The sequence below is a fragment of the Streptomyces montanisoli genome (assembly GCF_017813245.1).
In the GTDB taxonomy this organism is placed as follows: Bacteria; Actinomycetota; Actinomycetes; order Streptomycetales; family Streptomycetaceae; genus Streptomyces; species Streptomyces montanisoli.
In genome coordinates, this window is the sequence record NZ_JAGIQL010000032.1 from 38,922 (window position 1) to 54,065 (window position 15,144).

General features: G+C 74.2%; 12 protein-coding genes and 1 pseudogene. 7 read left to right on the top strand and 6 right to left on the bottom strand.

Annotation, left to right across the window (positions count from 1 at the left end):
* On the bottom strand, window positions 1-2,061 hold the full coding sequence (locus JFN87_RS10875; RefSeq protein WP_245179176.1) for a DUF2264 domain-containing protein: 2,061 nt from the start codon (window positions 2,059-2,061) through the stop codon (window positions 1-3).
* A gap of 220 nt (window positions 2,062-2,281) precedes the next feature.
* Between JFN87_RS10875 and JFN87_RS10880 the strand changes: the two genes are divergently transcribed.
* Both JFN87_RS10880 and JFN87_RS10885 read left to right on the top strand, forming a co-directional pair.
* Window positions 2,282-3,145, top strand: coding sequence for an RNA polymerase sigma factor SigF (locus JFN87_RS10880; protein ID WP_209339783.1), 864 nt, complete (start codon window positions 2,282-2,284; stop codon window positions 3,143-3,145).
* Between the two features lie 84 nt (window positions 3,146-3,229).
* Window positions 3,230-3,550 (top strand): hypothetical protein, encoded by a 321-nt coding sequence (locus tag JFN87_RS10885; RefSeq protein ID WP_245179177.1) that lies wholly within the window; start codon window positions 3,230-3,232, stop codon window positions 3,548-3,550.
* Window positions 3,551-3,581: 31 nt separating this feature from the next.
* On the opposite strand, the gene hpnR is transcribed toward JFN87_RS10885, so the two are convergent.
* Window positions 3,582-5,177, bottom strand: coding sequence for a hopanoid C-3 methylase HpnR (gene hpnR, locus JFN87_RS10890; RefSeq protein WP_209339784.1), 1,596 nt, complete (start codon window positions 5,175-5,177; stop codon window positions 3,582-3,584).
* A gap of 196 nt (window positions 5,178-5,373) precedes the next feature.
* Complete coding sequence (locus JFN87_RS10895) at window positions 5,374-7,494, bottom strand: alkaline phosphatase family protein (protein ID WP_245179194.1); 2,121 nt, start codon at window positions 7,492-7,494, stop codon at window positions 5,374-5,376.
* 203 nt (window positions 7,495-7,697) lie between these two features.
* On the opposite strand from JFN87_RS10895, the gene JFN87_RS10900 reads away from it, so the two are divergent.
* Together JFN87_RS10900 and JFN87_RS10905 are read left to right on the top strand one after the other, a co-directional pair.
* Complete coding sequence (locus JFN87_RS10900; RefSeq protein ID WP_209339793.1) at window positions 7,698-8,489, top strand: MBL fold metallo-hydrolase; 792 nt, start codon at window positions 7,698-7,700, stop codon at window positions 8,487-8,489.
* Window positions 8,486-9,187 carry a DedA family protein gene (locus JFN87_RS10905; RefSeq protein WP_209339785.1) on the top strand — a complete coding sequence of 234 codons (702 nt, stop codon included), beginning with the start codon at window positions 8,486-8,488 and terminating at the stop codon, window positions 9,185-9,187. The genes JFN87_RS10900 and JFN87_RS10905 overlap by 4 nt, the downstream gene beginning before the upstream one ends.
* A gap of 24 nt (window positions 9,188-9,211) precedes the next feature.
* Here JFN87_RS10905 and JFN87_RS10910 read toward each other — a convergent pair whose 3' ends face one another.
* A complete protein-coding gene (locus JFN87_RS10910; protein WP_307865398.1) occupies window positions 9,212-10,294 on the bottom strand; it encodes an MBL fold metallo-hydrolase in 1,083 nt (360 codons plus the stop codon).
* A 332-nt stretch (window positions 10,295-10,626) separates the two neighbouring features.
* On the opposite strand from JFN87_RS10910, the gene JFN87_RS10915 reads away from it, so the two are divergent.
* The 3 genes from JFN87_RS10915 (at window position 10,627) to JFN87_RS10925 (ending at window position 13,410) form a co-directional block, all read left to right on the top strand.
* On the top strand, window positions 10,627-12,111 hold the full coding sequence (locus JFN87_RS10915) for a bifunctional phosphatase PAP2/diacylglycerol kinase family protein (RefSeq protein ID WP_209339786.1): 1,485 nt from the start codon (window positions 10,627-10,629) through the stop codon (window positions 12,109-12,111).
* Window positions 12,112-12,216: 105 nt separating this feature from the next.
* Window positions 12,217-13,026: a methyltransferase domain-containing protein gene (locus JFN87_RS10920; RefSeq protein ID WP_209339787.1), complete on the top strand. Its 810-nt coding sequence runs from the start codon at window positions 12,217-12,219 to the stop codon at window positions 13,024-13,026.
* A 30-nt stretch (window positions 13,027-13,056) separates the two neighbouring features.
* On the top strand, window positions 13,057-13,410 hold the full coding sequence (locus JFN87_RS10925; RefSeq protein ID WP_209339788.1) for a VOC family protein: 354 nt from the start codon (window positions 13,057-13,059) through the stop codon (window positions 13,408-13,410).
* Here the strand turns inward: JFN87_RS10925 and JFN87_RS10930 are convergent.
* A complete protein-coding gene (locus JFN87_RS10930; protein WP_209339789.1) occupies window positions 13,349-14,782 on the bottom strand; it encodes a purine-cytosine permease family protein in 1,434 nt (477 codons plus the stop codon). The genes JFN87_RS10925 and JFN87_RS10930 overlap by 62 nt on opposite strands.
* A 78-nt stretch (window positions 14,783-14,860) precedes the next feature.
* Window positions 14,861-15,144, bottom strand: a pseudogene (locus tag JFN87_RS10935) (DUF5107 domain-containing protein); the annotation flags it as partial.

Consider the following 15,144-nt stretch of genomic DNA (forward strand, 5'->3'; position numbering starts at 1 on the left):
TCACGGGCGGCCGAGCCGCTTCCAGGGGTCGGCGATCCCGGCAGGTGACGGCAGGCGGATGGCGTCGCGGATGCCGCCGGACCAGGCCACCTCGACGACCAGGGCCGTACCGTCCACGCGCGTGGTGACCCGGGGCAGGCCGTCCACGGGCAGGCCGGCGCCGCCGAGGTGGACGGCCGCGACGTAGGGCGTGGCGTACGCGACCGGCCCGGGTGTCCGCAGGACGGGCGTGGCGGAGGCGGCGCCGAGCGGGTTGGCGTCACGTCCCCGCACGAGCTGCGCGTCGCCGAGGCCGTGCAGCGCGACCAGCACGGAGTGCAGGCCGCCGGTGCCGCGGACCTCGGCGCGGTCCCCGCCTGCGGCGCAGGCCCCCGCGTCCTCCGGGTCGTCGACGGCGAGCGCCCACCCGCCGACCCGCAACCACGGAAGGGGCGCAGGATCGCCCGGCGTGAGGGCGTCATCGCCGGGATCGCCCGGCGCGGTGGCGTCCTCGCCCGCCACCGGGTCGACGCGCACCGCGCGGATCTCCACGGAGCCCCGCAGCGCCGAGCCGACCGTGATCCACGGGCCGAGCGCGTACCGCGTGTCGGGACCGTCGAAGGGGTTCCACGCGCCGCCCTCCGGCCAGTGGGCGCGGCTGCGGGACACCGCCGTCGCGCCCTCGAGCGATATCCGGGTGGCCGGGCGGCGGTGCGATGCCCGGCCCTGCGTGTCGATCAGGACGGCCGCGCTGTCGAGCGGGTCCGTCGCGGGCCCGGTCGCGCCGGACGTGGGGTCGAGGGGCATCTCGGGCGCCGCGTGGGTGGAGTAGGCGAGGCGCGCGTAGCAGGGGTCGTCGGAGTGCGGCCGCGCCGGGTCGGTGTGGTCCCCGCCGTGGTCGACGACGCGCACGACGCCGTCCGACGCGGTGGCCGACACCAGCCAGCCGGGGGCCGCCAGCGCCCTGGCCTCGTCGCCGCGCTCCACCGCGAGCGGTGTGGCCTCGGCCGTCCACACCGGATGGGTGGGCGGCAGGACGAGCCCGATGAGTCCCTTGCTCGCCCAGTAGGGGGACGCGGGGCCCGAGTACGTCTGGAGCAGTCCGCGGAAGGGGCGGTGCCAGCCGAGTGTCAGCAGCCCGTCGCGGTCGACGGCGCCGTGCCCGGTGAAGTGGTCGAGCATGCGGCTCGCGAGCGCGCGGGTCTCGCCCGGCGCGAGCGGGGTCGCGTCGAAGACCGCGCCCGCCCAGACCGGCGCGAGCGCCGCGAAGCGGTACGTCAGCGACCGGCCCTGGATCAGCGGCGAGCCGTTGGCGCCGACCAGCAGCCGCTGGTCGGCGAGGAACCCGCGCAGCCTGGCACGGTAGCGGTCGAGGAGCCCGGCGGGTGCGGCGTCGCCGAGTATGCGGCAGAACCACAGCGGGTAGAGGTGCATCGCCCAGCCGTTGTAGTGGTCGAAGTTGCGGTGCTCGCCGCCGCTGAGCCCGTCGGAGTACCAGCCGTCGCCCGCGTACCAGGCGTCGGTGAGCGCGATCGTGCGGTCCAGGTCCTCCTGGCGCCAGCTGCCGCCAGCGGTGCGGGCGAACACCTCGGTGACGCCCTGGAACCAGATCCAGTTGTTGTCCGGCATGTCCGTGCCGACCATCAGGCCGAGCCAGTCGAGCACGCGCTGCCTGACCCCGTCGGTGAGCCGGTCCCAGATCCATGGCCTGGTCTCGTGCAGGGCCAGCGCGACGGACGCGGCCTCGACCTTCGCCTGGTTCGACTCGGCGAAGGTGGGCCAGCGTTCCGCGCTGTCCGGGTCGGTGCCCGCGGCGAGGCCGCGCGCGTACCACTCGGCGAAGCCGTGCGGGTCCTCGCCGTCCGCGCCCCTGAGCCGGAAGCCGGCGAGCAGGAACGTGCGGGCGAACCCTTCGAGCCCGTCGCTCCACGCGCCGTTGGCGCTGGCCACGCCCGGCAGGCGGACGAGCGCGTGCCGGTCGCTCGCGTACGGCCGTACGGCGAGGAGCAGTTCGTCCGCCGTGCGCTCCCAGTGCGCGCGGTCCTGTGCGGGGTCGCGGTTCATGTGTGCGTGTCCGCCCATGCTCGTCGGATAGGGCGCGGGCCTGCCGCCCCCGCCCTCGGCCACTGCCTCGTCCTGCGCTGCTCCGGTGCGAGGCCAATACATCATCACCGGCGGGGGCGGGACAACGGCGCGTCCGCTCGCCGGACGCTCGTCCCGAACGATTGCGGCCCGGCGGACATGACGTGGCGCGTGCAGGGCAGAAGGGCGGGGGACGATCCGCTGCTGAGAGGTGAGTTGTATGGCCACCAGCACTCCCCCGGTTTCCTGCGGGGAGGCGACGACCGCGACCGGACTGCCGGAGATCGCCGATCCCGGCAAGGTCGCCCCGCGCGACGCGCGCGAGCTGTCGAAGTCGTTCTTCGACCGGCTGCGGGTGCTCGAAGAGGGCACGCCCGAGTACCAGTACGCCCGCAACACGCTCATCGAGATGAACCAGTCCCTCGTGCGGTTCGCGGCCGGCCGCTTCCGCAGCCGCGGCAGTGGCGAGATGGAGGACGTCCTCCAGGTGGGCACCATCGGGCTGATCAAGGCGATCGACCGGTTCGACCTGACGCGCGAGGTCGAGTTCGCCTCCTTCGCGGTCCCCTACATCGTGGGCGAGATCAAGCGCTTCTTCCGCGACACCAGCTGGGCCGTGCACGTGCCGCGCCGGCTCCAGGAGCTGCGCGTCGAGCTGGCCAAGGCGAAGGAGCTGCTGGCCACACGCCTCGACCGGGACCCGACGGTCAAGGAGCTGGCCGAGCTGCTCGACCTGCCGGAGGACGACGTCGTCGAGGGCCTGGTCGCGACCAACGGCTACACGGCCGGGTCGCTCGACATGCCCGCGGGCGACGAGTCGCACGCGCGCGGCTCGACAAGGACCTTCGCCGACGTGGTCGGCGAGGACGACCCCGCCATGGAGAAGGTCGAGAACCTGCACGCGCTCGCCCCGCTGCTCGAACAGCTCGACGAGCGCGAGCGCCGGATCGTGCGGATGCGCTTCGGCGGCGAGATGACGCAGTCCCAGATCGGCGCGGAGCTCGGCGTCTCCCAGATGCACGTGTCGCGCCTGCTCAGCCGCATCCTCACGCGCCTGCGGGACGGGATACTCGTGGACGGGTGAACGCGGCGCCACGCCATTGTCAGACCCAGGGTGAAGACTTGAGTGACCGACAGATCCTCGACGTCACGACACCAGGGGGCCGACATGACAGAGACGACCGCGCGTTCCACGGCGGTGGCCGCATCCGCGGCCGGTGAGCAGGGTGAGCGAGCGGCGGCGCGCGCCTACCTGCGCCTGCTCGCGGCGGTACGTGCGGTGCTGGGGGACGAGCCTGAGCCACCGGAAGCCGGTGGCCTGCTCGCCGTCCCCCTCGCGGAGGCGGACGCGGCGCTCGGCGCGGCCGGCCTTTCGGGCAACGAGCGCGCGTTCCTGCGCATGGTCGCCCGGCAGGCGGAGTTCGACGACCCGCGGCGGGTCCTGGACGGTGCCCGGCGGCCCGCCGGCTCCGGCCGGCGGCCGGGCTGACCGGCCGCCGGGCCGCTGACCTGCCCCGCGCTCAGACCGTTCCGGCTTCGGGTGCCGCCTCCGCGGGTTCCGGAGCGGCGGATTTCGGGGAGGCGGTTTCCGGGGCGGCGGCCTTGCCCGCCGCGCGTTCCGATGCCTTCCCGGGCGCGGGCCGGGTGTGGACGTAGAGCCTGCGCCGGTCGCCGATGTCCGTGGCCGCGGCCTCCCGCACCGGCGGCAGCGGCAGCTCGTAGCGCACGGCGCGGCGGTGGTCGGCCATCTGCCGGTCGGGGTTGTAGACGCGGTTGAACTTCCACAGCATGGAGGCGAAGTTCGTCTGCCCGCGCGCGAGATTGCCGCCGAGCACGCGCAGCGCGCCGAACGCGGTGCGCAGGCCGAGGTGCTTGCGGTTGATGACGGCCTGGGTGCGCACCAGTTCGCGATAGAAGACGTCCAGGGGCAGCGTCGTCGGGACGACGGCGTGCTGGATGTCGAAGAGGCGGTAGTCGCGGGTGGTCAGCCGGCGCGCCTCGGTGTGCCAGATCTCCGTGCCCGGGTACGGCGTCATCACGGTGAGGTGCACGATCTCCGGCACGGCGAGGGCGAACTCGCGCACGACGCGGAAGCGCTCCTCGTCCCAGGCGGGGTCCACGATCAGGTTGATGGCGACGTCGATGCCCAGCGCTCTGGCACGTTCGAGGGCTCGGAAGTTGTCGTCCGGGCTGACGCGCTTGCGGTAGAGGTCGAGCCCCTCGGCGTCGATGGCCTCCATGCCGAGGAACATGTAGCTCAGGCCGAGCTTCGCCCAGCGCTGGAAGACCTCCTCGTTGCGCAGGAGCACGTCGGCGCGCGTCTCCAGGTAGTAGCGCTTGCGGATCTTGCGCCGCTCCAGCTCGTCGGCGATGGCGTGGCCGTGCTCGGGGCGGATGAAGGCCACGTCGTCCACGATGAAGACGTTGGGTTCCTTGATGCTCGCCATCTCGTGGCCGGCCGCCTCGGGCGACGCCTTGCGGTAGCTGCGGCCGTAGAACGTCCAGGCGGAGCAGAAGGAGCAGTCCCAGGGGCAGCCGCGGGTGAACTCGATGGAGGCGCACGGGTCCAGCTCGCCGATGAAGTACTTGCGGCGGTGGCGCATCAGGTCGCGGGCCGGCATCGGGCTGTCGATGGAGTGCAGCATGACGGGCGCGGGCCCCCGGCCGTCGGTGGTGACGGCGCCGGGAACGCCCTCCACCCCGCCTCCGTCGCGCAGGGCCTCCAGCAGTGAGACGACCGCGGGCTCGCCCTCGCCGCGCAGCACGGCGTCGACGGCGCCGCGCGACTGCTCCAGGACGTCGTCCGCGACGAACGAGACGCTGTGGCCGCCGAGGAAGACGAAGCAGCCGGGCACCTCGCGCTTGACGGCGTGCGAGATGTCCAGGGCCTCGGGGATGTTGGCGAGGTAGTTCAGGCCGATGCCGACGGCCTCGGGCTGGAAGGAGCGCACCTCCTGGGCGAGCGCCCGGACGGTGAGGACCTGGAGGTCGACGACGCGGACCTCGTGCCCGGCCTCGCGGGCGGCGCCCGCGACGCGCTCGAGGCCGAGGGGTTCGAGCCGCAGGAAGATCTCCGAGTACATCAGGGCGCTCGGATGGATGAGAAGCAGGCGCATGGTCACCTCAATGAGTCGGCAGCGATGCCGGTATATCATCCGGAAACATGCCAAACCCGGCATTGCTCCCCGTGTGGCCGAGCAAGGCCGAACCAGGCATTGCCCCCGAGTGGCCGACCGCCGCACCGAATAAACCCCGTCGGCGCGCCTGCGAGGGGAGGGGCCGCGGGCCGCCGTGCCCACGCCCCCTCCGCTCTCATTGCTTCCCCACGGGGCGTCCGTTCTCTCCTCGGTCGGCGGGTACGGCGGGTACGGCGGGTACGGCGGGTACTGCGGGCCCGGCGGGGGCCGTCCGGCCGTCGGCCGCCGGCTGATCCGCGCCCGTGCGCGCCACCGGCAGCGGCACCTGGGGCCCGGTGCACTCGCCCAGCCAGCGCCGCAGCACCCGGTGCACCTGCTCGGCGCCGACGAGTCCCGTGGTGTCCCCCGCGGGGACCGCCGGGGACAGCGCGCGGGGCGAGATGAGGAAGGCGTGGGACTGCTCGCCGCCGAGTCCGCCGTGGGAGCCGATCTGCTCCTCGAAGGCGTGCACGCGCCCGGTGTCCGGGTCGTACACCGAGTTGACCATGATGTCCGCCGCGTGCGGGAAGGTGTCGGTGCGCCGGATCGCGTCCGCGGCGCCGGGGCCGAACCCCGCCAGTGGTCCCCGGCCGTCGGCGAGCCCGGCGAGCGGCACCTCGGCGCCGCCCCGGCCGAGCACCAGCGCGCCGTGCTCCTCGCTGCGCACCAGCAGGAAGCCGATCCCCGGGTGGTCGGCGAGCGTGCGCAGCAGCGCGGGGTGGCGCCCGTCGATCTGCTCGCGGCTCATCCGCCCCGGCACGTCGGGGAACGAGACGAGGCCGAGGTTGCCCGATGCCAGCACGACCGGGTCCGTGTCGGCGGCCGCGCCCTCCTCCGTCGTGCCCTCGCCCACGGGCCTGTGCAGGGCGGTGCGCACGGCGTGGCGTGCGGCATAGCGCGCCTCGGCGCCGCTCCTGGTGCGCTCGGCCCTGCGCGGCACGGGCAGGCCGCAGCCGGCTCGCACCAGGTCCCTGAGCGTCAGGCCGTACACCGACTCGAAGGTCTCGCCCGCGCTCTGGCCGTGGTCGGAGAGCAGGACGAGGTGGTAGTCGCGCGGCGCGTAGCCGGCGGTACGCGCGATCGTGGCGACGCACCGGTCGAGCCGGGCGAGCACGCGCAGCGCGTCCCTGCTGCGCGGGCCCGAGTGGTGGGCGACCTCGTCGTAGGCGACGAAGTCCGCGTAGACGGCGGCCCGGCCCGCGAGGATGTCGTCCATCACGGCCGCGACGACGACGTCGCGCTCCACGACGGTCGCGAAGGCCCGGATCATCGGGTAGAGCCCGCCGCGGCCGACCCTGGGACGTACGTGGCGCAGCCGGGCACGCGTGGACTGGCAGATCTCCCGCCCGACCTCGACGGCGAACGACACGGCCGTGCGCACGGCGAACGCGGGGTCGCGGAAGTACGCGAAGTACCCGGCGCGCGAGCGGTTGGAGCGGCCGCGCCGCGCGGCCATGGACAGTACGAGGGCGAGCTGGTCGGCGCCGCCGCTGAACAGGTTGCCGCGGCTCGCGCCGTCGACGGTGAGCAGCCCGCCGTCGCCGGTGCGCCGCACGGCGCGGCGCTGCAGCTCGACGGCGCTGGCCGGGCGGTTGCTGACCATCGTCCTGCCGGTGTCCTTCTCGTACCAGCGGAAGGCGGGCACGTCGTGGTTGGTGCCGTGCAGGATGGCGAGCTGGCTGGCGCCGGTCTGGCTCGACCAGTCGGTGCGCCAGGCGGTGAGCCGGTGCGTGCCTCCCGGGCCGAGCCACGCGGCGATGTGCGGCAGCAGCCCCGCGGCCAGCGCCTCCACCAGCACCTGGTGGCCGACGCCGTCGAGCTGGACGAAGACGGTGCCGGGCGGGCCGCCCTCGCCGCAGAGCTCGCCGCTCCTGCGTCTGCGCCGGCCGGCGGCGCGGGAGAGCCTGCGGGGGTACGCGCCCTCGTCGCCCGCGGCGAGCGCGGTGGAGGTGGCCGAGGCGACCGCCGACATCACCGCCGCGACGACCACGGCCGTCTCGGGGCCCGCATCGCCGCGCCCGTCAGGGATCAGCCCCAGCGCGACCAGCAGCAGCGAGCCGTTGAGGAAGAAGACGAGCAGGCCCAGCAGGAGAGCGGGCACCAGCAGCAGCGCCCGCACGAGCAGCGGCCACACCAGGGCGCTGAGCAGCCCGAACGCGCCCGCGCCCCAGGCGGCGGTCATCGCGGTCCTGGTGGCGCTGTCGCCGTCGGACGACTGGAGCCTGAAGTCGGGCAGGATCCCGGCGAGCGCGAGCATCGTGAGCGTGGACACGGCCCATACCGTGACGACGCGCAGCAGCGCCCTGCCCGCCGTACGCCATCGGCCTCGCTGCGCCACGGCCCGTGCACCTCCGTCCGGCCCACGGCTGCTCCGACGGGCTCGGCCCCAGGGTGACACAGCGGCCTCGTACGCTGAGGGCCACGTCCGCCGTGCCCGCACAGAAGAAGCCGAGGTCGCCCGTGGGAGCCGTCATCACCTGGTGGGGTCATGCCACCTGCACGGTCGAGGACTCGGGGGTGCGGCTGCTGACCGACCCGCTGTTCGTGCGCCGCTTCGCCCACCTGCGGCGCAGGCAGGGCGCGCTGCCGACGGCGGACGCGGCGGTGGCCGACGCGGTGCTCATCTCTCACCTGCACTCCGACCACCTGCACGTGCGCTCCCTCGCCCGGCTCAGCCCCGGCACGCTGCTGGTGGTGCCGCGTGGCGCCGTGCGCTCCGTGCCCGCGCTGCGGCGGCTGGACGCCCGCAGGAACCCGCGCGGTCTGCGCATCAGGGAGGTGGCGCCGGGCGACGAGGTGGCGGTCGGTCCCGTGCGGGTGCGGGTGGTACCCGCGCACCACGACGGCAGGCGGCTGCCGGTGGGCCCGCACCTCTCCCCCGCCCTCGGCTACGTGATCAGCGGGCAGTCGCGCACGTACTTCGCGGGCGACACGGGGCTGTTCGACGGCATGGCCGAGGCGGTCGGCCTCGTGGACGTGGCGCTGCTTCCGGTCGGCGGCTGGGGGCCAGGACTCGGCTCCGACCACCTCGACCCGGTGCGCGCCGCGCAGGCGCTGGCCCGGCTGGCCCCCGCCGACGCGGTGCCCGTGCACTACGGCACGTACTGGCCGATCGGCTTCGACGGCGTGCGCCCGCACGAGTTCCACACGCCGGGCACCGAGTTCGTGCGCGAGGCGGAGCTCGCCGCACCCGGCGTCACGGTGCACCTGCTGCACCACGGCGAGAGCGCGCGGACGCGGGTGGCGCCATGAGCACCGGCCAGCTGCTGGCGCACGCCCTCACGGTCGCGCCGCGGATACCCGGCGAGTCGACGCAGCAAGCGGTCGGCTACCCCTCCGTGTTCCTCCTGGTGGCGCTGGGAGCCCTGGTGCCGGTGGTGCCGACGGGCGCGGTGGTCAGCTCGGCGGCGGTGGTGGCGTTCCATCAGTCGGATCCGCTCGGCATGCTCTATACGTTCCTGGTGGCGTCGGCCGCCGCGTTCCTCGGCGACATGGCGCTGTACTGGCTGGGCCGGCGCGGGGTCGGCTCGAAGAACGGCTCCAAATGGCTGGCGAAGCTGCGCGACCACGCGCCGCCCGACAAGCTCGCCCAGGCGCAGGAGAAGCTCGCCGACCACGGCGTGGCGGTGCTGGTCCTGTCGCGCCTGGTGCCCGCCGGGCGGATCCCGGTGATGCTGGCGTGCCTGCTGGCGAAGTGGCCGATGCGCTCGTTCGCGCGCGGCGACGTCTGGGCGTGCCTGACCTGGGCGGCGACGTACCAGCTCATCGGCATCCTGGGCGGCTCGCTGTTCCCGCGCCCCTGGCAGGGCGTGGCCACCGCGGTGGGCCTCACCGTGGTGTTCGCCGCCGCACCGGCGCTCTGGCGCAGGGTGCGGCCGTCCACGGCGCCTTCCGCAGGCACGGGCGGGGCGGCGGACACCCGGGAGGAGGGCAGGGGCCGGCGCGCCTGAGGCCCCTGACGTGCGTGCGGCGGCTCAGGCCGCCCGGGCGGTGGGCCTGACGGTGAGGACGCGAGACGCGCCGATCGGCAGGTCCCAGAGCTCGTCGCGCGGGCGGCCGGTGCGCTCCCAGGCCGCGCGCACGCGCGTCAGGGGTTCGAGCACGGGCTCGGAGGAGAGGACGAAGGTGGCCCAGTGCATGGGGGCCATGCGCGCCGCGCCGAGGTCCTGGCAGGCCTGGACCGCCTCTTCCGGGTCCATGTGCTCGGCGCGCAGCCACCAGCGCGGCTCGTAGGCGCCGATGGGCAGCAGTGCCACGTCGATGCCGGGGTGGCGGCGGCCGATCTGGGCGAACCAGTCGCCGTACCCGGAGTCGCCCGCGAAGTGGACGCGGGCCCCGTCGGAGTCGCTGATCACCCAGCCGCCCCACAGGCTGCGGCAGGTGTCGGTCAGGGAACGCTTGGACCAGTGGTGCGCGGGGACGAAGTCGAACCGCACGGTCCTGCCGCCGGCGCCGCGCAGCTCGGCGCCCTCCCACCAGTCGAGCTCGGTGACGCGGGCGAACCGGCGCCGCCTGCACCAGCGGCCGAGCCCCGCGGGCACGAACAGCGGGGTGTGGCGCGGCAGGCGCCGCAGGGTGGGCGTGTCGAGGTGGTCGTAGTGGTTGTGGCTGATGACGACGGCGTCGATGGGCGGCAGGTCCTCCCAGCGGACGCCGACGGGCGTGACGCGGGCGGGCGTGGCGAGGATGCGCCGCGACCAGACGGGGTCGGTGAGGATCGTGAGCCCGGCTATGCGCACGATCCAGCTGGCGTGGCCGGCCCACGTGACGGAGAGGTCGCCGGCGCCCGTGGGGGGCAGCGGGGCAGGGGCGAACGGCAGGCGCGGGATGTCGCGCAGGCCGTCGCGGCCCGGGCGCACTGCCCCGTCCCTGACGAAACGGGCGTACTGCACGACGCCGGGGAGCGGGGCGGTGAGCCGGTCGGCGAAGGATCTGGGCCAGTGGCGGCGGTGCTCGCCGATCGGGCGCGGGGCCGGCGGCCGCTCTCCCGTGCGTACCGCGGCGTCCCCGACCGCGTGGCGGGGGCGCTGTTCGTGCCGGTGGGTCGTCTCCTTCACGAGGACTCCGTTCCGTGCGGTCGTTCTGGCCGTCGCGCCACGGCGGGCGGCGGGGCGGCGGCCGGTGTGCTCAGCGGCGGGGCCGCATGCGGCGGTTTCGGCCGGTCCCCGTGGTGTCGGACTCCGGACGCCCGCGCGGGGTTGACCCGGGCCGTGGCCCGCGACCGCCCGCCATCGCCCCGCCATTGAGGCCATATGACCTTTATATAGAGATTCGGTATGACCTGCTCCTCGGAAAGTCCCACCGGGTTGCGCCCCGCTTCCCTGCTACCCACGTGGCGCCCCCGGTGCACGCCGGGCTACCCGGCCGTGCTCGGGGTAGACGGACGCCCATGGCAGACACTTCACGGCTCGCGAGCCTGCTCGCGGATGCGGACAGGCGAGTCTTCCGGTTCGCCGCCACGCGGCACTGGCCCGGCGCCGAGCCGGTCCTGCCGCGGCTGAGCACGGCGGCCAACCACGGGCTGCTGTGGCTCGGCGCGGCGGCCGGCATCGCGGCACTGGGCAGCGGGGCGCGCTCGCGCAGGGCGGCCGCGCGCGGGCTCGCGTCACTCACGCTCGCCTCGGCGACGGTCAACACGGTGATCAAGCACGCGGCGCGGCGCGAGCGGCCGGGACTCGACCAGGTGCCGGTGATACGCAGGCTGAGCCGGCAGCCCGTGACGACGTCGTTCCCCTCGGGGCACGCGGCGTCGGCCGCGGCCTTCGCGGCAGGCGTGGCACTGGAGTCCAAGGGGTGGGGCGCGGTGGTGGCGCCGGTGGCCGCGTCCGTCGCGTTCTCCCGGATCTACACGGGCGTGCACTACCCGAGCGACGTGGTGGCGGGCGCCGCGCTCGGCGTGGGCGCCGCGCTCGCCGTGCGCGGCCTCGTGCCGACGCGCTCCCAGATGCCCTCGCCCGGCAGGCCGTTCGCACAGGCGCCGCGGCTGCCGGGCGGCGAGGGCGTGGTGGTCGTGGTGAACCGGTCGTCGGGGTCGTCGGAGCTGGCGTCGCTGGTGGCGGACGCGCTGCCGCGTGCGGAGCTCGTCGAGTGCGCGCCCGAGGAGGTGGACGGGGAGCTGGAGAAGGCGGCGGGCCGCTGCCGTGCGCTCGGCGTGCTCGGCGGCGACGGCACCGTCAACCGAGCGGCAGCGGTCGCCGTGCGGCACCGGGTGCCGCTCGCGGTGTTCCCCGGCGGCACGCTCAACCACTTCGCGTACGACCTGGGCATAGAGTCGCCGCACGACACGTGCCGTGCGCTGGCGGAGGGTGACGCGGTACGGGTGGACCTCGGACGCTTCACGCCGGGTCCCGGCGGCGCGGCGCACGGCTACTTCCTCAACACGTTCAGCCTGGGCGTCTACCCGGAGCTGGTGCGGGTGCGCGAGCGCTGGGCGCCGCGCATCGGCGGCTGGCCCGCCGGCGTGCTCGCAGCGCTGGAGACGCTGCGGGGCGCGCACCAGCTGCGGGCCGAGTTCGAGGGCGAGCACCGGTCGCTGTGGCTGCTGTTCGCGGGGAACAACATCTACCAGCGGATGGGGCCGACGCCCGGGCGCAGGCACGACCTGGCCGACGGGCTGCTCGACGTGCGGATCGTGCACGGCGGGCGGCTGCCGGGCCTCAGGCTGCTCGCGGCGGCGCTGTCCGGGCCGCTGAGCAAGTCGCCCGTGCACGCGGCGGAGCGGATGCGGCGGGTGCGGATCGGCGGGCTCGCGCCCGGCACGTCCCTGGCGTACGACGGCGAGGTGGCCGCGGCGCCGGAGGAGCTGGTGCTCGACAAGGCGGTGGAGGCGCTGACGGTCTACCGTCCGCAGGTCCTGGCGGCGTCCGCCTTCTAGGGCGTCCGCACTTTGGTGTCCGCATTTTGAAACGTTCTGTCTCGCCATCCAGAACGGCCCTACGGTGGCAGCATCACGCGACCGCGCGACAAGGGGAGCTGTCCGATGGCCAGAGAGACCGCCGTGTACACCCATGGGCACCACGAGTCCGTGCTGCGCTCGCACCGCTGGCGCACGGCGGAGAACTCGGCCGCGTACCTCCTGCCCGAACTCGGGGCCGGGCAGGAGCTGCTGGACGTCGGGTGCGGCCCCGGCACCATCACCGCCGACCTGGCGGCGCTCGTCGCGCCCGGCACGGTGACGGCCGTCGACGCGTCGGCCGACGTGCTGGCGGCGGCACGCGCCACGGTCGCGGACGCGGGCCTGGAGAACGTCAGGTTCGCGGTCGCGGACGTCCACGGCCTCGACTTCCCGGACGACTCGTTCGACGTCGTGCACGCGCACCAGGTGCTCCAGCACGTGGGCGACCCCGTGCAGGCGCTGCGCGAGATGCGCCGCGTGTGCAGGCCGGGCGGCGTCGTCGCCGTGCGCGACGCGGACTACGGCGGGTTCAGCTGGTACCCGCAGCCGCCCGGCCTCGACGAGTGGCTCGACCTGTACCGCAGGGTGGCCAGGGCCAACGGGGGCGAGCCCGACGCCGGGCGCCGCCTGCTGTCCTGGGCGCGCGAGGCCGGGTTCGCGGACATCGCACCGTCGGCCTCGACGTGGTTCTACGCGAGCGCCGGCGAGCGCGCCTGGTGGAGCGGGCTGTGGGCGGACCGCACCCTGGCGCCCGCCTACGCGGACCGGGTGGAGGCCACCGGCGAGGGCACACGCGAGCAGCTGGCGCGGATCGCTCGGGCGTGGCGCGCCTGGGGCGAGTCACCGGACGCCTGCTTCGTCTGCGCGCACGTGGAGCTGCGCTGCCTGGTGTGAGGGGGGCGATCTCCAACTAACCTGGCCCGCATGGAGATCCTCGGGACCACGCTGCGCATCTACGTCGACGACCTGGACCGGGCCGTGGTGTTCTACGAACGCCTCACCGGCGCGCGGGCGATGCGCTCGGAGCGCGGGGGTGTGTCCGTCGCCGCGGTCGGCTGCTTCCTGCTGATGAGCGGGCCGCCGGCGGAGATCGACGTGCTGCGCAGGGTGAGCGCGACGATCGCGGTCAAGGACGTGGCGGACACGGCGGCCACCGTGCAGCAGGGCGGCGGTCAGGTCCTGGTGGGCCCGGTGAACAGCCCGGCGGGGCGGAACATCATCGCCCTGCACCCTGACGGCGCGGTGTTCGAGTACGTGGACCGGCAGCCTCAGCCGTAGCGCCGGGGCCGCGGCGCCGCGCCAGAAGCCCGTAGAGCACGGCGGGGACGATCAGGCCGGCGATCCAGGAGATGTCCGCGCCGCCCAGCGGTCCCACCAGCGGGCCGGTGTAGAAGCTCGTCGACAGGAACGGGAACTGCGCGGCGAGGCCGACGGCGTACGTGATCAGCGCGACGGCGCGCCAGCCGCCGTACCGGCCGTCGGGGTCGGTGAGCGCGGGGATGTCGTAGCGCTCGCGCGAGATCAGGTAGTAGTCGACGAGGTTGATCGCGGACCACGGCGTGAAGAACGTCAGCAGGAAGAGCAGGAAGTCGGCGAACGAGTCGAGGAACGAGTTGCGCCCGAGGAGCGCGACGGCCGTGCCCGCGACCATGATGCAGGCGATGTACGCGCCGCGGCCGCGCTGCGAGAGCACCCGCTGCCCGCGAAAGCCGCTCACGCTGGTGACGATCGACATGAAGCCGCCGTACGTGTTGAGCACGTTGATGGTCAGCTTGCCGAGGGCGATCGCGAAGTAGAGGAACGCGGCGATCGCGCCGGTACCGCCGAGCCCCACCACGTAGCCGACCTGGTCGTCCACGAAGGCGTTGCCCGCGGTCGCGGCCACCAGCACGCCGAAGGTCATCGACCACTGGGAGCCGAGCGCGGTGCCGCCGAGCGTCCACCAGAAGGTGGCCTTCCCGCTGGTGGTGCGGGGCAGGTAGCGCGAGTAGTCCGCAACGTACGGCCCGAACGCGAGCTGCCAGGACGCGGCGAGCGCCATGGCCAGCAGGAACATCGGCAGCTTGAAGTGGTCGTCGTGCAGGACGGTCGTGACGTCGATCCGGTGGAGCAGGCGGATGCCGAGGTAGACGAAGGCCAGCGCGCACACGATGCTCGCGACCCGGCCGAGCGTGTGGATGATCCGGTAGCCGACGATCGCCATCACCGCCGTGACGACCGCGAAGATCACGATGCCGGCCACCGGGCCGAGGTGGGTGAGCTTGCCCACGGCCTGCCCGGCCAGCACCGTGCCGCTGGCGAAGAAGCCGATGTACATGACGACGACGAGCACCAGCGGCACCACCGCGCCCTTGACGCCGAACTGGGCGCGGGAGGAGATCATCTGCGGCAGTCCGAGGCGGGGCCCCTGCGCGGAGTGCAGCGCCATCACGGCGCCGCCGAGCAGGTTGCCGGCGAGGAGCCCGGCGATCGACCAGACCACGTCGCCGCCGAAGATCACGGCGAGGCCGCCGGTGACCACGGTGGTGATCTGGAGGTTGGCCCCGAGCCAGAGCGTGAATTGCGAGAACGCCGTGCCGTGGCGTTCCTCGTCCGGCACGACGTCGATGGATCGCCGCTCGACCAGGGAGTCCGCCACGGGTCTCTCCATTCTTCCGCTCGCCTTCTGCATATAGTCATGCAGAGTTCCGTTTCATGAATAGAAAGTCAATACCCGGGCGCCCCCGTCTCAGTTCGTGGCCGGGCGCATGCGGAAGTCGTACGCGGCCGGCAGCGGCTCGCCGGCCACCCGCCGCCACAGCTCGCCGAGCGCCTCGGCGCCCTCCCTGAGGTCGGCCACCTCGAACCCCGCGTCGAAGACCTCCCTCGCCGCCTGCCGCCACCCCTCCGCCAGCAGCAGTTCCGCCTCCGCGAGCCGGAACGCGCCGCGTGCCCGCACGTCCGCGGGCAGCCGCTCGATCGCCGTCCTCGCCTGCGCCGGCTGTGCCGCGGCGAGCAGCGCGGCCACCGCCT

What these genes read in the sequence shown, in the direction of transcription:
- JFN87_RS10875 (WP_245179176.1), bottom strand. Translation starts at nt 2,061, where the DNA reads ATGGGCGGACACGCACACATGAACCGCGACCCCGCACAGGACCGCGCG.
- JFN87_RS10880 (WP_209339783.1), top strand. Translation starts at nt 2,282, where the DNA reads ATGGCCACCAGCACTCCCCCGGTTTCCTGCGGGGAGGCGACGACCGCG.
- JFN87_RS10885 (WP_245179177.1), top strand. Translation starts at nt 3,230, where the DNA reads ATGACAGAGACGACCGCGCGTTCCACGGCGGTGGCCGCATCCGCGGCC.
- hpnR (WP_209339784.1), bottom strand. Translation starts at nt 5,177, where the DNA reads ATGCGCCTGCTTCTCATCCATCCGAGCGCCCTGATGTACTCGGAGATC.
- JFN87_RS10895 (WP_245179194.1), bottom strand. Translation starts at nt 7,494, where the DNA reads ATGCTCGCGCTCGCCGGGATCCTGCCCGACTTCAGGCTCCAGTCGTCC.
- JFN87_RS10905 (WP_209339785.1), top strand. Translation starts at nt 8,486, where the DNA reads ATGAGCACCGGCCAGCTGCTGGCGCACGCCCTCACGGTCGCGCCGCGG.
- JFN87_RS10915 (WP_209339786.1), top strand. Translation starts at nt 10,627, where the DNA reads ATGGCAGACACTTCACGGCTCGCGAGCCTGCTCGCGGATGCGGACAGG.
- JFN87_RS10920 (WP_209339787.1), top strand. Translation starts at nt 12,217, where the DNA reads ATGGCCAGAGAGACCGCCGTGTACACCCATGGGCACCACGAGTCCGTG.
- JFN87_RS10925 (WP_209339788.1), top strand. Translation starts at nt 13,057, where the DNA reads ATGGAGATCCTCGGGACCACGCTGCGCATCTACGTCGACGACCTGGAC.
- JFN87_RS10930 (WP_209339789.1), bottom strand. Translation starts at nt 14,782, where the DNA reads ATGGAGAGACCCGTGGCGGACTCCCTGGTCGAGCGGCGATCCATCGAC.